This window comes from Streptomyces sp. NPDC050636 (genome assembly GCF_040654775.1).
In the GTDB taxonomy this organism is placed as follows: Bacteria; Actinomycetota; Actinomycetes; order Streptomycetales; family Streptomycetaceae; genus Streptomyces.
Genome location: NZ_JBFAIP010000005.1, coordinates 252,077 through 268,900 on the forward strand (window position 1 = coordinate 252,077; position 16,824 = coordinate 268,900).

General features: G+C 70.4%; 14 protein-coding genes and 1 tRNA gene. 13 read left to right on the plus strand and 2 right to left on the minus strand.

Going from position 1 to position 16,824, the window contains the following annotated elements:
- Positions 1–45 precede the first annotated feature (45 nt).
- The 6 genes from argJ to secD all read left to right on the plus strand — a co-directional run bounded on the left by argJ (position 46) and on the right by secD (position 7,041).
- Positions 46–1,245, plus strand: coding sequence for a bifunctional glutamate N-acetyltransferase/amino-acid acetyltransferase ArgJ (gene argJ, locus AB0I10_RS08315; protein WP_363151539.1), 1,200 nt, complete (start codon positions 46–48; stop codon positions 1,243–1,245).
- A gap of 73 nt (positions 1,246–1,318) precedes the next feature.
- A complete protein-coding gene (argB, locus tag AB0I10_RS08320; protein ID WP_363151540.1) occupies positions 1,319–2,248 on the plus strand; it encodes an acetylglutamate kinase in 930 nt (309 codons plus the stop codon).
- Entirely contained in the window at positions 2,245–3,462 is a 1,218-nt protein-coding gene (locus AB0I10_RS08325) for an acetylornithine transaminase (RefSeq protein WP_363151541.1), read from the plus strand. The genes argB and AB0I10_RS08325 overlap by 4 nt, the downstream gene beginning before the upstream one ends.
- A gap of 8 nt (positions 3,463–3,470) precedes the next feature.
- Entirely contained in the window at positions 3,471–4,013 is a 543-nt protein-coding gene (locus AB0I10_RS08330) for an arginine repressor (protein WP_363151542.1), read from the plus strand.
- A gap of 129 nt (positions 4,014–4,142) precedes the next feature.
- The gene (locus AB0I10_RS08335; RefSeq protein ID WP_363151543.1) at positions 4,143–4,568 is read left to right on the plus strand and encodes a hypothetical protein; all 426 of its coding nucleotides are present in this window, start codon (positions 4,143–4,145) and stop codon (positions 4,566–4,568) included.
- A gap of 73 nt (positions 4,569–4,641) precedes the next feature.
- A complete protein-coding gene (secD, locus tag AB0I10_RS08340; RefSeq protein WP_363151544.1) occupies positions 4,642–7,041 on the plus strand; it encodes a protein translocase subunit SecD in 2,400 nt (799 codons plus the stop codon).
- A gap of 250 nt (positions 7,042–7,291) precedes the next feature.
- On the opposite strand, the gene AB0I10_RS08345 is transcribed toward secD, so the two are convergent.
- On the minus strand, positions 7,292–8,020 hold the full coding sequence (locus AB0I10_RS08345) for a hypothetical protein (RefSeq protein WP_363151545.1): 729 nt from the start codon (positions 8,018–8,020) through the stop codon (positions 7,292–7,294).
- A gap of 455 nt (positions 8,021–8,475) precedes the next feature.
- On the opposite strand from AB0I10_RS08345, the gene AB0I10_RS08350 reads away from it, so the two are divergent.
- Positions 8,476–8,766, plus strand: coding sequence for a hypothetical protein (locus tag AB0I10_RS08350; protein WP_363151546.1), 291 nt, complete (start codon positions 8,476–8,478; stop codon positions 8,764–8,766).
- Between the two features lie 86 nt (positions 8,767–8,852).
- Here the strand turns inward: AB0I10_RS08350 and AB0I10_RS08355 are convergent.
- Positions 8,853–8,926: transfer RNA gene (locus AB0I10_RS08355), tRNA-Pro, on the minus strand.
- A gap of 176 nt (positions 8,927–9,102) precedes the next feature.
- Between AB0I10_RS08355 and AB0I10_RS08360 the strand changes: the two genes are divergently transcribed.
- The 6 genes from AB0I10_RS08360 to AB0I10_RS08385 all read left to right on the plus strand — a co-directional run bounded on the left by AB0I10_RS08360 (position 9,103) and on the right by AB0I10_RS08385 (position 16,799).
- Entirely contained in the window at positions 9,103–9,480 is a 378-nt protein-coding gene (locus AB0I10_RS08360; protein ID WP_363151547.1) for a DUF488 family protein, read from the plus strand.
- 116 nt (positions 9,481–9,596) lie between these two features.
- Entirely contained in the window at positions 9,597–10,790 is a 1,194-nt protein-coding gene (locus AB0I10_RS08365) for an argininosuccinate synthase (RefSeq protein WP_363151548.1), read from the plus strand.
- A gap of 121 nt (positions 10,791–10,911) precedes the next feature.
- Positions 10,912–12,342 carry an argininosuccinate lyase gene (gene argH, locus AB0I10_RS08370; protein ID WP_363151549.1) on the plus strand — a complete coding sequence of 477 codons (1,431 nt, stop codon included), beginning with the start codon at positions 10,912–10,914 and terminating at the stop codon, positions 12,340–12,342.
- 162 nt (positions 12,343–12,504) lie between these two features.
- Positions 12,505–13,056, plus strand: coding sequence for a helix-turn-helix domain-containing protein (locus AB0I10_RS08375; protein ID WP_363151550.1), 552 nt, complete (start codon positions 12,505–12,507; stop codon positions 13,054–13,056).
- The gene (locus AB0I10_RS08380) at positions 13,053–14,654 is read left to right on the plus strand and encodes an MFS transporter (protein ID WP_363151551.1); all 1,602 of its coding nucleotides are present in this window, start codon (positions 13,053–13,055) and stop codon (positions 14,652–14,654) included. The genes AB0I10_RS08375 and AB0I10_RS08380 overlap by 4 nt, the downstream gene beginning before the upstream one ends.
- A 174-nt stretch (positions 14,655–14,828) precedes the next feature.
- Positions 14,829–16,799 (plus strand): bifunctional metallophosphatase/5'-nucleotidase, encoded by a 1,971-nt coding sequence (locus AB0I10_RS08385; protein WP_363151552.1) that lies wholly within the window; start codon positions 14,829–14,831, stop codon positions 16,797–16,799.
- Positions 16,800–16,824: the final 25 nt, after the last annotated feature.

Sequence of the window (16,824 nt, forward strand, 5' to 3'; positions counted from 1 at the left end):
CGTGCGACGCGAATGCGGTCGCGCCGAGCGGAGCGAGGCCACAGCATGAGTGTGACGGCAGCAAAGGGATTCACGGCGTCGGGTATCGCCGCCGGGATCAAGGCCCCTCTGGCTAACGGCAGCGGCGGCAACCCGGACCTGGCCCTCGTGGTCAACAACGGGCCCCGACTGGCCGCCGCCGGCGTCTTCACGTCCAACCGCGTCAAGGCCGCCCCGGTCGTCTGGTCCGAACAGGTCCTCATGGGTGGCCGGGTCTCCGCGGTGATCCTCAACTCCGGTGGTGCAAACGCCTGTACGGGCCCGCTCGGCTTCCAGGACACCCACGCCACCGCGGAGAAGGTCGCCGAGGTGCTCGAAGGGCACAGCGCCGGCGAGGTGGCGGTCGCCTCCACGGGGCTGATCGGTATCCGGCTCCCGATGGACAAGCTGCTGCCCGGAGTCGAGCAGGCCGCCGCCGAACTGACCGAGCACGGTGGCGAAAAGGCCGCCATCGCCATCAAGACCACCGACAGCGTGCACAAGACGGCGCAGGTCACCGTTGGGGGCACCGACCGGCCGGAGGCCGGGGGAGGTTGGACCGTCGGCGGCATGGCCAAGGGCGCGGGCATGCTCGCACCGGGCCTGGCCACCATGCTCGTGGTGCTGACCACCGACGCCGATCTGCCGTCCGCCGACCTCGACACGGCGCTGCGGGCCGCGACCCGTACCACCTTCGACCGGGTCGACTCCGACGGCTGTATGTCCACCAACGACACCGTGCTGCTGCTCGCGTCGGGCGCCTCCGGTGTGGTGCCGGAGAAGGACGCCTTCGCCGAAGCCGTCCGCACGGTCTGCGACGACCTCGCCCGGCAGCTGATCGGGGACGCCGAGGGCGCCAGCAAGGACATCCGCATCGAGGTGATCAACGCCGCCAGTGAGGACGACGCCGTCGAGGTCGGCCGCTCCATCGCCCGGAACAACCTCCTCAAGTGCGCCATCCACGGCGAGGACCCCAACTGGGGCCGGGTGCTCTCCGCGATCGGCACCACCTCCGCCGTCTTCGAGCCCGACCAGCTCAACGTCGCCATCAACGACGTCTGGGTCTGCAAGAACGGCTCCGTGGGTGAGGACCGGGACCTGGTCGACATGCGCTACCGGGAGGTGCGGATCACCGCCGACCTCGCCGCCGGCACCGAGTCCGCGGTCATCTGGGCCAACGACCTCACCGCCGATTACGTCCACGAGAACAGCGCGTATTCGTCATGAGCGAGCGAAGCGAGCTCATCATTCACAGGTGCGTGCTGTGCTCACAGCCCGCCGCGCGAAGCGAGGCCGCCGCATGAGTACCCGCAAGCACACCGCGCTCCCCAAGGCCCGCACCCTCATCGAGGCGCTGCCCTGGCTGACCCGTCATCACGGCAAGACCGTCGTCATCAAGTTCGGCGGCAACGCGATGGTCGACGAGGACCTCAAGAAGGCCTTCGCGCAGGACGTGGTCTTCCTGCGGCACGCCGGGCTGCGGCCGGTCGTCGTGCACGGCGGCGGTCCGCAGATCAGCGCCCAGCTGGACCTGCTGGGGCTGGAGTCGGAGTTCAAGGGCGGGCTGCGGGTCACCACGCCCGAGGCGATGAACGTCGTACGGATGGTGCTGGCCGGCCAGGTGCAGCGGGAACTGGTCGGACTGCTCAACGAGCACGGCCCGCTCGCCGTCGGCATGACCGGTGAGGACGCCCACCTGATGACCGCGACCAAGCACTACGCCGAGATCGACGGTGAGCGGGTGGACATCGGCCGGGTCGGCGAGATCACCGCGATCGACCCCGGCGCGGTCCAGGCGCTGCTGGACGACGGCCGCATCCCGGTCATCTCCTCCATCGCCCGCAGCAGCGACGACGAGGACACCGCATCCGGCGCATCCGGCATCTTCAACGTCAACGCCGACACCGCCGCGGCCGCGCTGGCCGCCGCGCTGGGCGCCGAGACGCTGATGGTGCTCACCGACGTCGAGGGCCTCTACGAGGACTGGCCCAACAGCGACGAGGTGATCTCCCGCCTCACCGCCACCGAACTGGAGAAGCTGCTGCCCGACCTGGCCAGCGGCATGGTCCCCAAGATGCGGGGCTGTCTGCACGCCGTCCGCAACGGTGTGCACACCGCCCGGGTCATCGACGGGCGGGTCCAGCACTCGATCCTGCTGGAGATCTTCACCGACGAGGGAATCGGCACGATGGTCGTGCCGGACACGAACACGATCGAGGGGGCGACATGAACGAGCCGCTGAACAACGCGGGTCTCACCCGGCGCTGGCAGGGCGCCATGATGGACAACTTCGGCACCCCCCGCATCCCCCTCGTACGCGGCGAGGGAGCCAAGGTCTGGGACGCCGACGGCAACGAGTACCTCGACTTCCTCGGCGGCATCGCGGTCAACGCGCTCGGCCACGCACACCCCGCGGTCGTCCGCGCCGTCTCCGACCAGGTCGCCACCCTCGGCCATGTCTCCAACTTCTTCGTCGCCGAGCCCACGGTGGCCCTGGCCGAGCGGCTGCTCGCGCTGGCCGGACGCCCCGGCCGGGTCTACTTCTCCAACTCCGGCGCCGAGGCCAACGAAGCCGCCTTCAAGATCGGCCGGCTGACCGGGCGTACGCACATGGTCTCCACGGCCGGCGGCTTCCACGGCCGCACCATGGGCGCCCTCGCGCTCACCGGTCAGCCCGCCAAGCAGGCCCCGTTCGCCCCGCTGCCCGGCGACGTCGACTATGTCCCGTACGGCGATGCCGAGGCCCTGCGCGCCGCCGTCACCACCGACACCGCCTTCGTCATCCTGGAGCCCGTCCAGGGCGAGAACGGCGTCGTCGTGCCGCCGCCCGGCTACCTCCAGGCCGCCCGGGAGATCACCGCCGCCACCGGCACGCTGCTCGTCCTCGACGAGATCCAGACCGGCATCGGCAGGACCGGCCACTGGCTGGAGTCCCTGGCGCAGGGCGTCGAGGCGGACATCATCACCCTCGCCAAGGGCCTGGGCGGCGGCCTGCCCATCGGCGCCACCCTCGCCTTCGGCCCCGCCGCCGACCTCCTCACCCCCGGTTCGCACGGCTCGACCTTCAGCGGCAACCCGGTCGTCTGCGCCGGCGCCCTCGCCGTCCTCGACACCATCGAGGCGGACGGCATCCTCGACCACGTCAAGCGGGTGGGCGAGCGGCTGCGGGCCGGGATCGAGGCGCTCGGGCACCCGTTGGTCGGCCAGGTCCGCGGTGCGGGGCTGCTCCTGGGTATCGTCTTGACCGAGCCCCTCGCGCCGAAGGCGCAGCAGGCGGCTCAGGACGCGGGTCTCCTGGTGAACGCGGTCGCGCCGGACGTCATCCGGCTCGCCCCACCGCTGATCGTCTCGGACGACGAGGCGGACACGTTCCTCCGGAGGCTCCCCGCAGTCCTGGACACGGCCCTCGAAGGGGCCCACGGGGAACAACGATCCGGAGACTGACGACAACGATGACCGAGGCGCAGGACAACGAGACGGTGAACGGCGGCCAGGCCGTGCCGCAGACCCGCACCGCACGCCACCGCCGGATCGTGGACATCCTCAACCGGCAGCCGGTCCGCTCCCAGAGCCAGCTCGCGAAGCTGCTCGCCGACGACGGGCTGTCCGTCACCCAGGCGACGCTCTCCCGGGACCTGGACGAGCTGGGCGCGGTGAAGATCCGCAACACGGGTGGCGAGCTGATCTACGCGGTGCCCAGCGAGGGCGGCGACCGCAAGCCGCGCGCGCCGCTGGGCGAGTCGGCCAAGGAGGAGCGGATGCGCCGCCTCTCCGGCGAACTCCTGATCTCCGCCGAGGCCTCCGCCAATCTCGTCGTCCTGCGCACCCCGCCCGGCGCCGCCCAGTTCCTGGCCTCGGCCATCGACCAGGCCGAACTCCACGACATCCTCGGCACCATCGCGGGCGATGACACCCTGATGCTGATCAGCCGCGACCCGGCGGGCGGCCAGGCACTGGCCGATCACCTCCTGCGGCTGGCACAGAAGGCACACTGAGGACGGACGGCATACACGGCCGCCTGGAGTACAGTCCGGAAGTCACGCACTGCGTGATCCGGGTGGGCGCGATCGAGCCGTGACGGGTCAGCCGGGGCGGGGGACGAACTCGCGGGGGGAGGTGGGGACATGGCGCGGCGGACGGTACGGCTGCCTGCCCCTGTCCCTGCCCGCCCCGCTGCGTACCGCCCGGCCCCGGGCCACGCGCTACGGACGCTGCTCGCCGTCGCGGTGCTCCTCTTCGGCGGGATGCTCGCGCCCGCCACCGCCGTCGGCGCCACCGCCCCGGCGGTCACCGCGCACGCCGTCCAGGACGCGCACCCATCCGCCCACCCGCACGTCCACACCCGCTCCACCCCGCCACGCCTGGCCGGTACCTCCGGTGACGACCCGCACCACTCCACCCACCCGGCGCCCGGCACACCGCCTCCGCACCGCCACGAGCCCCGGCTCCGGGCCGGTGCCTGGACCCCGCAGCTCCGAGCCGCCTCCGCCGACCGTCTCGCGTACGCCGGACGGTGCCTGGACCGCGCCCCGCCCCACTCCGACAGGTAACCGACGCCACCGTCGTTCTTCTCCACCGCGTGCCCCGACTGACGGCCGCGGTGGGCCTGTTGGAGGCATTTTGATGACCCGCGCCACAAGGGTGCGGGCGCTGCTCGCGCTCGCGTTCCTCGCCCTGTCCGTCTATCTCGCCGTGACCCAGCCCGTGCGGCTGGGCCTCGATCTGCGCGGCGGTACGCAGATCGTCGTGGAGACCCGCGATTCCCCCACCGCCAAGGCCGACCAGGACGCCACCGACCGCACGCTGGAGGTGCTGCGCCGCCGCGTGGACGCCCTCGGCGTCGCCGAACCGAACATCGCCCGCTCGGGCGAGCGTCGCATCGTCGTGGAACTCCCCGGCCTGCAGGACCCCGATGAGGCCGCCAAGGTCCTCGGCCGCACCGCCCAGTTGACCGTCCACCCCGTCCTCGGCACCCAGCCCGCCACCGGCTCCCGGACGGGCCCGGAAGCCAAGTCCCCCCAGCACACTGATTCCCCCGAGTCCACCGAGTCCCCCAAGGCCCACAAGATCCTCCCCGACGCCTCCGGTACCCGGCTGCGGCTCGGGCCGCCCGCGCTGACCGGTGCCGAGGTCGAGGGCGCCGAGGCGCAGCTCGACGCCGAGAGCGGCGCCGGCTGGTTCGTGGGACTCGATCTGCGCGGCCCGGGGGAGCGGTCCTGGGCCCGGCTGACCGGCAAGGCGGCCTGTGCGCCGGCCGGCGACCCGACCCGCCGGGCGGCCATCGTGCTGGACGAGAAGATCATCTCGTCACCGCAGGTCGACAGCTCGGTGGCCTGCGGCACCGGAATCACCGGCGGCACCACACGGATCACCGGCGACTTCGGCCAGGAGGAGGCGCGTGAGCTGGCGCTCCTGGTGAACGGCGGCGCGCTGCCCGTGCCGGTGGAGATCGTCGAACAGCGGACCGTCGGCCCGACGCTGGGCGCCGCCGCCATCGCCTCCAGCGCCCAGGCCGCGGTCATCGGCATCGGGCTGACCGCCGTGTTCATCACCGTCGTCTACCGCCTGCTGGGCGCCCTCGCCGCCCTCGCACTGGCCGGCTACGCGCTCATCTCCTACGCCGCGCTGCTGGCCGTCGGCGCCACCCTCACCCTCCCCGGGCTGGCCGGTTTCGTCCTCGCCATCGGTATGGCCGTGGACGCCAATGTGCTGGTCTTCGAACGCGCCCGTGAGGAGTACGCGGCCGGCGGTGGGAGCCGCGCCGGCACCGGCCGGCCCAGGACCCTGCGCACCGCGCTGACCAGTGGTTTCCGCAACGCCTTCAGTGCCATCGCCGACTCCAACATCACCACCCTGCTCGCCGCGGGACTGCTGTTCTTCTTCGCCTCGGGGCCGGTCCGCGGCTTCGGTGTGACGCTCTCCATCGGCGTGCTCGCCTCGATGGTCAGCGCGCTGGTCATCACCCGGGCGCTGGCCGAGTTCGCCGTTTCCCGGCGGTCGCTGGAACGCCGCCCACGGCTCACCGGCCTCGCCGGCCAGGGCCGGGTCCGCAGCTGGCTCACCCGCCGCGATCCGCGCCCGATGCGCCGCCGGCGCCGCTGGCTGGCGCTGTCCGCCGTCGCGTTGGCCATCGCCACCTGCGGGATCGCCGTCCGCGGACTCGACTTCGGGGTGGAGTTCACCGGCGGCCGGCTGGTCGAGTACGCCACCACCGCGCCCGTCGACGCCGACCGGGCCCGTACCGCACTGGACGACGCCGGTTTCCCGCGCGCGGTGGTCAGCACCTCGGGCGACGACGGACTGTCGGTACGCACCGAGCGGCTCTCGGCGGACGAGGAGCACGAGGTGAGCGCGGTCGTCGAGCAGCTCGGCGGCGGGGCGGAGAAGGTACGCGACGAGCTGATCGGGCCCAGCCTCGGTGATGAGCTGCGACGCAACGCCCTGATCGCGCTCGGCGTGGCGCTCGCCGCGCAGATGGCGTATCTCGCCGTCCGGTTCCGGTGGACGTTCGGCGTCGCCGCGGTCGCCGCGATGGCGCATGACGTCCTGATCCTCGTCGGCGTCTTCGCCTGGCTCGGGAAGCCGGTCGACGGGGTGTTCCTCGCGGCCCTGCTGACCGTCATCGGCTACTCCGTCAACGACTCCGTCGTGGTCTTCGACCGGGTCCGCGAGCTGTGGGCCGCGGCCCGCCACAGGCCCTTCGAGCGGGTCGCCGACGCCGCGCTGGTACAGACCGTGCCGCGCACCGTCAACACCGGCATCGGCGCGGTCTTCATCCTGGCGGCGCTCGCCGTGCTGGGCGGCGACTCGCTGGCGGACTTCGCGGTGGCGCTGCTGATAGGCATCGCCGTCGGCACATACTCCTCGATGTTCACCGCGCTGCCGCTGGCCATCGAACTGGAGGCACGCGGCACTGTCCCGCCGCCGAGGCCCGCCACCAAGGGGCCGGGCCGGTCGGCGGCCGTACACGGCGGCCGGCGCCCAGGGCGTCGGCGGGCCGCCGACAACGGCGCCAGGGTCTGACGGAAAAAGCCCGCAGGCCAGGAGATTCATCTCCTGGCCTGCGGGCTTCTCACACCGTCGGGACGACAGGATTTGAACCTGCGACCCCTTGACCCCCAGTGACTGAAAGCCAGTCCGTACCGTTCAGCCAGTCCAGAGGGTCCGGGAGACGTCCAGGTCAGAGGCGTGCGTTCGGTTGTGTCACGCCGAGTGTGTGACACGTCGGTGACACGGTGGGGGTCTTAGGGCTGGGAGCCCCCGAAGCCCGGTCTTAGGGAATCCGGAACCTCGCACACGTCGGCCCCCGCTGTGTGCGCGAGCCACACCGATCCTGAGTGCCGTCGCCGGCGTTCAGGGCCATGATGCTGATGCCTGCGGCTTGTGGCGGCAGCGACATCGGGATACTGACCCGCTGCTCGACCACGCCCTTGTCGTTGGGCCTGAGCTCACTTGAGTAGTCGTCGACCGAGCCATGGACAGACTCGTCCAAGTCGGTCTTTACAACGGTTACGAACACTTCGATGCCGGCCCACGTCTCGACGCCGTCAGCGTGAACATCGAAACTCACTTTCAGGTTGGACCGAGGGCCGTCGACTTTGATGTTGGTGATGGTCGGTCGCCCGTTGCCCCCGGCAGCCTTGGCCGCGCCGATCACCGCCACGCTCAAAGCCACCATGTAGAAGATCACCCCGAGAATGAGCACCACGGTCTCCCACAGGTTGCCCCGCCGTGTGGGGTGGACGAGCAGAGCCACGATGCTGCACACGATGGCGAGGATGGCGCAGAGCGAGGCCACATAAATGGGCCACGACTCGTTGTTGAGAGCCACGAACACGATGTCGCTGCTCAGGCCGAGCGTGGTCATGATTCCGGCAACGGCGACCAGGGCGCCGGCCAGGATCTTGGCAACGTCGTCCAGGCGCTTTCCGATTCTGGCCTGGATCTCTTCGGGTGTCGGGACAGGTTCTTGCTTACTACCCGTCTTCGGCACCCCGCTCATTGTGCCCCTCCCTACCGAAGGCCCAGGCAGTCAACGGCACACGCCACAGGCCAGCCCTAGTGGAAAACGCTAGGTTCGCGCGAGAACCCCAGCGACCCGTGGATAGGCTGAACGGAGGAACGATCAGGCAGCAGGGAAGGCTTCGGAGATGGTGTCGGCGGGATGCCCCTGCGGGCCACCAGAGGCTCTAGGAAGCACTCGTCGGGTGATGGCGGATCTTTTGGTCATCTGGCGCGAAGCGCCTGTTTAGTGGATCTATGCGACCCCACACGGGTACGCCACAGCGGCCTCGCCGGATGGCTGGCCCTGAGGCTTTACCCACCTGCCTCGTGCCGGGGCCCGACGCGGGACATCCACTATCGGGCGTTGGGGGCAGCCGGACTGCTACCCGATTCGACGCAAGCCTGTGGATGCCTGCTCCCAACACGATGCAGCGCACCGACCAAAGCCTCCCCTTGCCCTTTGAGACAGCGCTTCTCGCCCTCCACGCTTGCCAGGCCAGGGAGAGACTCGCTGCCGGGGAGGCGTACGAGCTCTCCGGCTACGTTGTCGTGGACGAGTTGGGACGGCTGTTTAAGACCGACAAGCTGCGACGCGTTGCGCACAAGCTGATGGCACAAGCCGGCGTCCGCAGGATCCGCCTCTACGACGCTCGCCACGCGGTGCTGTCCTGGATGGCCAACAATGGCGTCCCCGGCACCGTGGTCTCCGCCTGGGCGGTCCATAGGGACTGTGACCAAATGTGACACGACCGCCCCGGAAACGATCAAGGGCCCTGCCTCACCGAAGTGAGACAGGGCCCCTCATCTGGGCCGAAGCCCTTACTGCACCGTCGGGACGACAGGATTTGAACCTGCGACCCCTTGACCCCCAGTCAAGTGCGCTACCAAGCTGCGCCACGTCCCGGTGCTCGAACCGGCCGGAAAGTTCCCGGCCGGGGCGTGCAGAAGAAAAATACCCTGTCCGGGGCCATGAATCCAAAGCGGGTCCCCTGAGGGCCGTATCCGGGCGGTGTCCGGGCGGTATCCGGGCAGGCTTCCGGCCCTCCGGCGGGAGCCGGGCTTCCGTGCTTCGATGAGGTTATGGCCGGAAAGTCCCCGCATGCCGATATCCGGGTGCGCCGGGTGTACGACCCCGCCGAGCCGTCGGACGGCGCCCGGGTGCTGATCGACCGGCTGTGGCCGCGCGGCCTGTCGAAGGCCGACGCGCTGCTCACCGAATGGTGCAAGGACGCGGCCCCTTCGACGGAGCTGCGCCGCTGGTACGGCCACCGGGGCGAGCTTTTCGAGCGGTTCGCGGAGAGCTATCGGGACGAGTTGGCGCGGGACCCGGCGCAGGCGGCGCTGCGGCATCTGCGGGAGCTGGCGGGGGAGGGCCCGCTGACGCTGCTGACCGCGACGAAGGATGCGGCGCGGAGCCATGCGGCGGTGCTTGCCGAGGTCCTGTGTGAGGCGCCCTGAGGCCCGTACCGCTCCGTTGAAGCGCCGTTGACCTGCGCTTTCGAGGAGGCGTTGACGAAACATACGGTGGAATGCATACTTATACCTATCAGCGTATGCACCGTGAGGAGAAACCCGTGACCGAGCGCGTCGTACTCGCCTACTCAGGCGGCCTGGACACCTCTGTCTGCATCGGCTGGATCGCCGAGGAGACGGGCGCCGAGGTCATCGCCGTTGCCGTGGACGTCGGTCAGGGAGGCGAGGACCTGGACGTCATCCGTAAGCGTGCGCTCGCCTGTGGCGCCGTCGAGGCGGAGGTCGCGGACGCCAAGGACGAATTCGCCGACGAGTACTGCCTCCCGGCGATCAAGGCCAACGCCCTCTACATGGACCGCTACCCGCTGGTCTCCGCGCTCTCCCGGCCGACCATCGTCAAGCACCTGGTCGCCGCCGCCAAGAAGCACGGCGCCTCCACCGTCGCCCACGGCTGCACCGGCAAGGGCAACGACCAGGTCCGCTTCGAGGCCGGCATCTCCTCCCTCGCCCCCGACCTTCAGTGCATCGCCCCGGTCCGGGACTACGCGATGACCCGGGACAAGGCCATCGCCTTCTGCGAGGAGAAGAACCTCCCGATCGCGACCACCAAGAAGTCGCCGTACTCCATCGACCAGAACGTCTTCGGGCGGGCCGTGGAGACCGGCTTCCTGGAGGACATCTGGAACGCGCCGATCGAGGACGTGTACGAGTACACCCAGAACCCGGCCACCGAGCGCGAGGCCGACGAGGTCATCATCACCTTCAACGAAGGTGTGCCGGTCGCCATCGACGGCAAGCCCGTCACCGTGCTCCAGGCGATCCAGCAGCTCAACGAGCGGGCCGGCGCGCAGGGCATCGGGCGGATCGACATGGTCGAGGACCGGCTCGTCGGCATCAAGTCCCGTGAGGTGTACGAGGCGCCGGGCGCCATCGCGCTGATCACCGCGCACCAGGAGCTGGAGAACGTCACCGTCGAGCGCGAACTGGCCCGCTACAAGCGGCAGGTCGAGCAGCGCTGGGGCGAGCTGGTCTACGACGGCCTGTGGTTCTCGCCGCTCAAGCGGGCCCTGGACGGCTTTATCAACGAGGCCAACCAGCAGGTCAGCGGGGACATCCGGATGACGCTGCACGGTGGTCGCGCGGTCGTCACGGGGCGGAGGTCGGACCAGTCGCTGTACGACTTCAACCTCGCGACGTACGACACCGGCGACACGTTCGACCAGTCCCTCTCGAAGGGCTTCATCGAGCTCTTCGGCATGTCGAGCAAGATCGCGTCCAAGCGCGACCTGGCCTGAGCCCGTCTCGTTACCCACGTACGGCAGCCGCCCGCCCGCCCTCGCGGCAGGGAGGCGGCTGCCCGGTCCGGCGGTGTCGCCCGGACCGCGCCGTCACAGCAGCCTTGAGGAGCAGAGCACAGTGAGCAACGGAAACACCGGCGACGTCCGGCTCTGGGGCGGTCGTTTCGCCGACGGTCCCGCCGAGGCCCTGGCCAAACTGTCGGCGTCCGTCCACTTCGACTGGCGACTGGCCCCGTACGACATCGCCGGCTCCCGCGCGCACGCTCGCGTCCTGCACAAGGCGGGCCTGCTGACCGCCGACGAGCTGGAGCGGATGCTCGCCGGCCTCGACCAGCTCGAAGCCGATGTCGCCGACGGCTCGTTCATCGGCACCATCGCCGACGAGGACGTACACACCGCCCTGGAGCGCGGTCTGCTGGAGCGGCTCGGCCCGGACCTCGGCGGCAAGCTGCGGGCCGGCCGGTCCCGTAACGACCAGGTCGCCACGCTCTTCCGGATGTATCTGCGCGACCACGCGCGGATCATCGGCGGGCTGATCGCCGACCTCCAGGAGGCGCTGGTCGGCCTCGCCGAGGCGCACCCGGACGTCGCGATGCCGGGGCGTACGCACCTCCAGCACGCCCAGCCGGTGCTCTTCGCCCACCACGTCCTCGCCCATGTGCAGGCGCTGTCCCGGAACGCGGAGCGGCTGCGGCAGTGGGACGAGCGCACGGCCGTGTCCCCGTACGGGTCGGGAGCGCTCGCGGGATCGTCTCTCGGGCTCGACCCGGAGGCGGTCGCCGCGGATCTCGGCTTCGAGCACGGCAGTTCGGGCAACTCGATCGACGGCACGGCCTCGCGCGACTTCGTCGCCGAATTCGCCTTCATCACGGCGATGATCGGCGTCGATCTCTCCCGGATCGCCGAGGAAATCATCATCTGGAACACGAAGGAGTTCTCCTTCGTGACCCTGCACGACGCCTTCTCCACCGGCTCGTCGATCATGCCGCAGAAGAAGAACCCGGACATCGCCGAGCTGGCGCGTGGCAAGTCCGGCCGTCTGATCGGCAATCTGACCGGCCTGATGGCGACCCTCAAGGCGCTGCCGCTCGCGTACAACCGCGATCTGCAGGAGGACAAGGAGCCGGTCTTCGACTCCTGCGACCAGCTGGAGGTCCTGCTTCCGGCGTTCACCGGGATGATGGCCACGCTCACGGTGCACCGCGAGCGCATGGAGGAGCTGGCGCCGGCCGGCTTCTCGCTGGCCACCGATATCGCGGAATGGCTGGTCAAGCAGGGTGTGCCGTTCCGGGTGGCGCACGAGGTCGCGGGGGAGTGCGTCAAGGAGTGCGAGGCGCACGGCATCGAGCTGGACCAGCTCACCGATGACCAGTTCGCCAAGATCTCGCCGCATCTGACCCCCGAGGTCCGTACGGTCCTCAACGTCCCCGGGGCGCTCGCCTCGCGCAGCGGCCGCGGCGGCACCGCGCCCTCGGCGGTGGCGGTCCAGCTCGCCGAGGTGCGGACCGACCTGGTGACGCAGCAGGAATGGGCGTCGGCCAAGAAGTAGCGCGGAGTACGGACGTACGGCCTCCACCCAGGCGGGTGGAGGCCGTAGTCGTGTGCCCGGATGCCGGATCCAGTCGGTCATGACGGGGCGCTCGCCCTTGCCCCGCCTTCGGCGTCCGCAAATTATGAGACAGCGATGTCTCATTCGGTTAGTCTTTGTCTCATGGCCGTGGATCGTGAACAGGTACTCAAGGAAGCCGCCGCGCTGCTCACCCGCCGGGCGACGACGTCGATGGACGAGATCGCCCGAGCCGCCGGCATCAGCCGGGCGACCCTGCACCGGCACTTCGCCGGGCGGGACGCGCTGATACGGGCCTTGGAGGACCTGGGCATCGAGCAGTTCACGCAGGCGATGGACGCCGCCCGGCTCGACGACGGGGACGCCGCCGACGCGCTGCGCCGGCTGATCGCCGAGGCCGAACCGGTCGCCGGCGTGCTGGCGTTCCTCTTCACCGAGAACCAGCTCTTCGAGAGCGGCGAGATCAACGCCGGCTGGGCTCGGCTGGACGACCGGATCAACGCGCTCTTCCGCCGCGGCCAGGAACAGGGCGACTTCCGTATCGACCTCAGCTCCGCCTGGCTCACCGAGGCGTTCTACGGCCTCATCGGCGCCGGCGCCTGGGCCGTGCACGAAGGGCGGGTCGCCCGGAACGACCTCAACCACTCGATCGCCGAGCTGCTGCTCGGCGGCATCCGACGGAGCATGGAGAAATGAGCGAGACCATAGCGTCAGGACCGGCCGGTTCGGCCCATGTGGACGACCAGCCCCGCCCGGGCCGCTGGCTCGCGCTCTCCATCCTCGTCCTCGCCGTGCTGCTCGTCGGCGTCGACGCCACCGTCCTCGGCCTCGCCACCCCCTATCTCAGCGAGGATCTCCGCCCGTCGGGGACGCAGCTGCTGTGGATCGGTGACATCTACTCCTTCGTCATCGCCGGACTGCTGGTCTCCATGGGCAGCCTCGGTGACCGGATCGGCCGTAAGAAGCTGCTGCTGATCGGCTCCGTCGCGTTCGGCGCGATGTCCGTACTGTGCGCCTACGCCACCAGCCCGGAGATGATGATCGTCGCCCGCGCCCTGCTCGGCGTGGCCGGCGCGACGCTGATGCCGTCCACCCTCGCGCTGATCCGCAACCTCTTCCACGACCCGCAGGAACGCAGCCTCGCCGTCGGCATCTGGGGTGCGATGGCCTCGGCCGGCACCGCCGTGGGCCCGGTCCTCGGCGGTTTTCTGCTGGGCCACTTCTGGTGGGGCTCGGTCTTCCTGATCAATCTGCCGGTGATGGCGCTGCTGGTGGTCGTCGGCGCCAAGGTGATCCCGGAGTCCCGCAATCCGGATCCCGGTCCCTGGGACGTCCCCAGCGTGCTGCTGTCCCTGGTGGGCATCGTCGGCGTCGTCTACGCCATCAAGGAAGCGTCGGCGCACGGCTATCGCTGGGACATCGGGCTGGCGGGCGTCATCGGGGTGCTCGCGCTGATCGTGTTCGTCCGCCGCCAGCTCATCCTCGACTCGCCACTGCTGAACATGAAGCTCTTCCACCACCGGGGTTTCTCCGGGGCGGTGCTGGCCGATCTGCTGACCATCCTGGGACTGTCCGGGCTGGTCTTCTTCCTCTCCCAGTTCCTGCAGATGGTGCAGATGCGCTCGTCGCTGAACGCCGGGCTCACCGAACTCCCGGCCGCGGTCGGCGCGGTGGGGGCGGGCCTGGCCGCCGGGTATGTCGCCCGGCGGCTCTCCGTACGGATCGTGGTGGCCGGCGGCCTCGCGGTGGTCGGGCTCTCGCTCGTCGGCTGTACGACCCTGCACGCCGACACCGGGACCGCCGCGCTGGCCGTGATCCTCTTCGTCGTCGGCATCGGCGCCGGCTTCTCGTTCACCGTCACCGCCGACGTCATCCTCTCCAGCGTCCCCAAGGAAGAGGCGGGCGCCGCCTCCGCGGTCTCCGAGACGGCCTACGAGCTCGGCGCCGCGCTCGGTATCGCCCTGCTCGGCTCCATCGTCACCGGCATCTACCGCGGGTTCGAGGCGCCGCCCGGTGTGCCCGCCGACGCCGCCGACGCCGCCCGCGAATCGCTGGGCGGCGCCTTCGAGGCGGCCGGTGAACTCCCGGCCGACCAGGGCGCGGCGCTGATGAAGGCCGCTCAGGACGCCTTCGTCTACGGGCTGGACATCGCGTCCGGCGTGGCCGCGGCGATCCTGCTGGCCGCCTCGGTGGCGGCATGGATCCTGCTGCGCGGCCAGAAGCTGGAGTACAGCCCGGTGACGACGGTGGCCGAGCCCGAACCCGAGCCGGAGCGGGAGTCAGGGACCGTATAGCCCGTACCGCGGGGCGCTCCGTACAGCCCACATCGCGGGGCGCTCCCGCGTGCGAACGAGGGACAGCGGCCGACCGCCGAGCCTCTCAGGGCGTGTCCTGTCGATCAAGCTGTCGCGCACCCGTTTGACTCTCCCGTCGTCCCCTACGGCCGGCCCGCTCAGGAGAGTGACGCAGTGCGCGACATCGGACGACGGTCCTTCCTCACCACGGCGGGGGCACTGGCCACCGCGAGCGCCATCGGCAGCGATGCCTACGCCACCGGCCACGCCCGCGACGCGGCCACCGCCGACGAGTACGTCGACGTACAGCTGCTCAGCATCACCGATCTGCACGGCTTCCTCCAGGGCGCCCCGGGAGGCAACTCCGTCATCACCGGGGCGGGCGGCAGGAAGTACACCGTGGGCGGCGTCGCCTATATGGCCGCGCATCTGGAGCGGCTGCGGGCCGGCCGCCGCAACTCCCTGTTCTTCGCGCCCGGAGACCTCTTCTCCGGCTGGGAGTTCGATGTGTCCTCCTTCGCCGACGAGCCCACCATCGAGGCGCTCAACGCGATGGGCCTGGACTTCGCCTCGGCCGGCAACCATGAATTCGACAGGTCCGTGAAGTTCCTCACCTCGCACATGGAACAGGGCGTCTCCTTCCCCGTCGTCGGTCGCGACGACTCCTTCACGGACTCCACCGGCCGCCGCTTCCCCGGCGCCGACTTCCCCTACTACAGCGCCAACATGGTGTGGAACGAGACCGGCAAGACCGTTCTGCCGCCGTACAACATCGCGTACGTGGACGACGGCCGCGGCCGCGAGCTGCCGATCGGCTTCATCCATCTGACCGCCATGGGCACCGAGTCCTTCCCCGGCTCCTACCACCCGGGCCTGCGCACCCTGGAGGAGCTGGAGACCGCCAACCGCTGCGCCGCCGAACTCACCTCACGCGGCGTCAACGCGATCGTGCTGAGCATGCACGACGGCGCGGTCGCCGGCAGCGACTTCACCAGCGGCAGCAACCCGTCGGGCCCCGCCTACGACCTGGCGCTGCGCGTCTCCCCGGACATCGACGCCATCGTCACCGGACACTGGCACCGCGCCTTCACCATGATGCTGCCGGACCCCGACGGCAACCCCCGCCCGTTCGTCGAAGCCGGCTGCTACGGACAGCTCGTCAACGAGATCAGTCTTCGGCTCGACCCCGACACCGGCTCCGTGGTCCGGTCCCTGACCACCGCCACCAACCACCCCAACACCCGGGATGTGACGCCCCACAAGGGGCTGCGGTCGATCGCCGACTACTGGGCGGGCCACGGCGCCCGGCGCGCCCGTACCCCGATCGGCAAGCAGACCGCCTCCTTCACCCGGCGGCGCAACGCCGCGGGCGAGAGCACCATGGGCGACCTCGTGGCCGACTGGGCGCTGTGGGCGGCGGGGCAGCCGCCCGGCCCGATGGACGACCAGGACAGCGGCACCGGCGGTACCGCGGAACTCGCCGTCATCGCGGTCGTGCCACGCGTCGGACAGGCCGTCATCGCCGGGGACCTGGTTCGTGACGAGGCGTCAGGCGGCACCGTGACCCTCGGGCAGGCCTGGAACTCCGTCGGCTTCGGCGACCCGGTCATGACGGTCACCGTCACCGGCGCACAGATCCACGACGCGCTGGAGGAGCAGTGGGCGCCGACCCGAAGCGGCGGTCTGGGCTTCGCGCCGCTGGCTGTCTCCGCCAACGTCCGCTACGCCTTCGACGCGGCCGGACCGGTCGGCCGGCGCATCGCCCCCGCCGACGTGCACATCAACGGCACCGCCCTCGACCCGGAGCGCCGCTACCGCCTCGCCGCACCCTCGTACACCCTGATCAACCAGGACGGCTACAGCGCCTTCAACGGATTCACCACACCGGTCCGGCACGCCCGCGACTTCGAGAGCTTCGTCTCCTTCGTCCGCGCCCGGCAGCGGCTGGCGCCCGCACCGCTGGACCGGGTGACGGTCAAGAACGCGGAGGTGCCCGGCGCCCGGATCGGTACCGTCACGGAACGCCCGCAGGTGCTCCAGGCCGACGGCAGTGCGATGCCGCGGCCCGAGGCGGCGCTGCGTACGGCGTCGACCAGCGGGCCCGAAGGCCAGCGCGCCTTCAACGGCTTCCGGGTGCCCTGCTGAGCCCCGGAGCAACGCAACGGGCCCC

What these genes read in the sequence shown, in the direction of transcription:
- argJ (WP_363151539.1), top strand. Translation starts at nt 46, where the DNA reads ATGAGTGTGACGGCAGCAAAGGGATTCACGGCGTCGGGTATCGCCGCC.
- AB0I10_RS08380 (WP_363151551.1), top strand. Translation starts at nt 13,053, where the DNA reads ATGAGCGAGACCATAGCGTCAGGACCGGCCGGTTCGGCCCATGTGGAC.
- AB0I10_RS08325 (WP_363151541.1), top strand. Translation starts at nt 2,245, where the DNA reads ATGAACGAGCCGCTGAACAACGCGGGTCTCACCCGGCGCTGGCAGGGC.
- AB0I10_RS08335 (WP_363151543.1), top strand. Translation starts at nt 4,143, where the DNA reads ATGGCGCGGCGGACGGTACGGCTGCCTGCCCCTGTCCCTGCCCGCCCC.
- AB0I10_RS08345 (WP_363151545.1), bottom strand. Translation starts at nt 8,020, where the DNA reads ATGAGCGGGGTGCCGAAGACGGGTAGTAAGCAAGAACCTGTCCCGACA.
- AB0I10_RS08330 (WP_363151542.1), top strand. Translation starts at nt 3,471, where the DNA reads ATGACCGAGGCGCAGGACAACGAGACGGTGAACGGCGGCCAGGCCGTG.
- secD (WP_363151544.1), top strand. Translation starts at nt 4,642, where the DNA reads ATGACCCGCGCCACAAGGGTGCGGGCGCTGCTCGCGCTCGCGTTCCTC.
- argB (WP_363151540.1), top strand. Translation starts at nt 1,319, where the DNA reads ATGAGTACCCGCAAGCACACCGCGCTCCCCAAGGCCCGCACCCTCATC.
- AB0I10_RS08360 (WP_363151547.1), top strand. Translation starts at nt 9,103, where the DNA reads ATGGCCGGAAAGTCCCCGCATGCCGATATCCGGGTGCGCCGGGTGTAC.
- AB0I10_RS08375 (WP_363151550.1), top strand. Translation starts at nt 12,505, where the DNA reads ATGGCCGTGGATCGTGAACAGGTACTCAAGGAAGCCGCCGCGCTGCTC.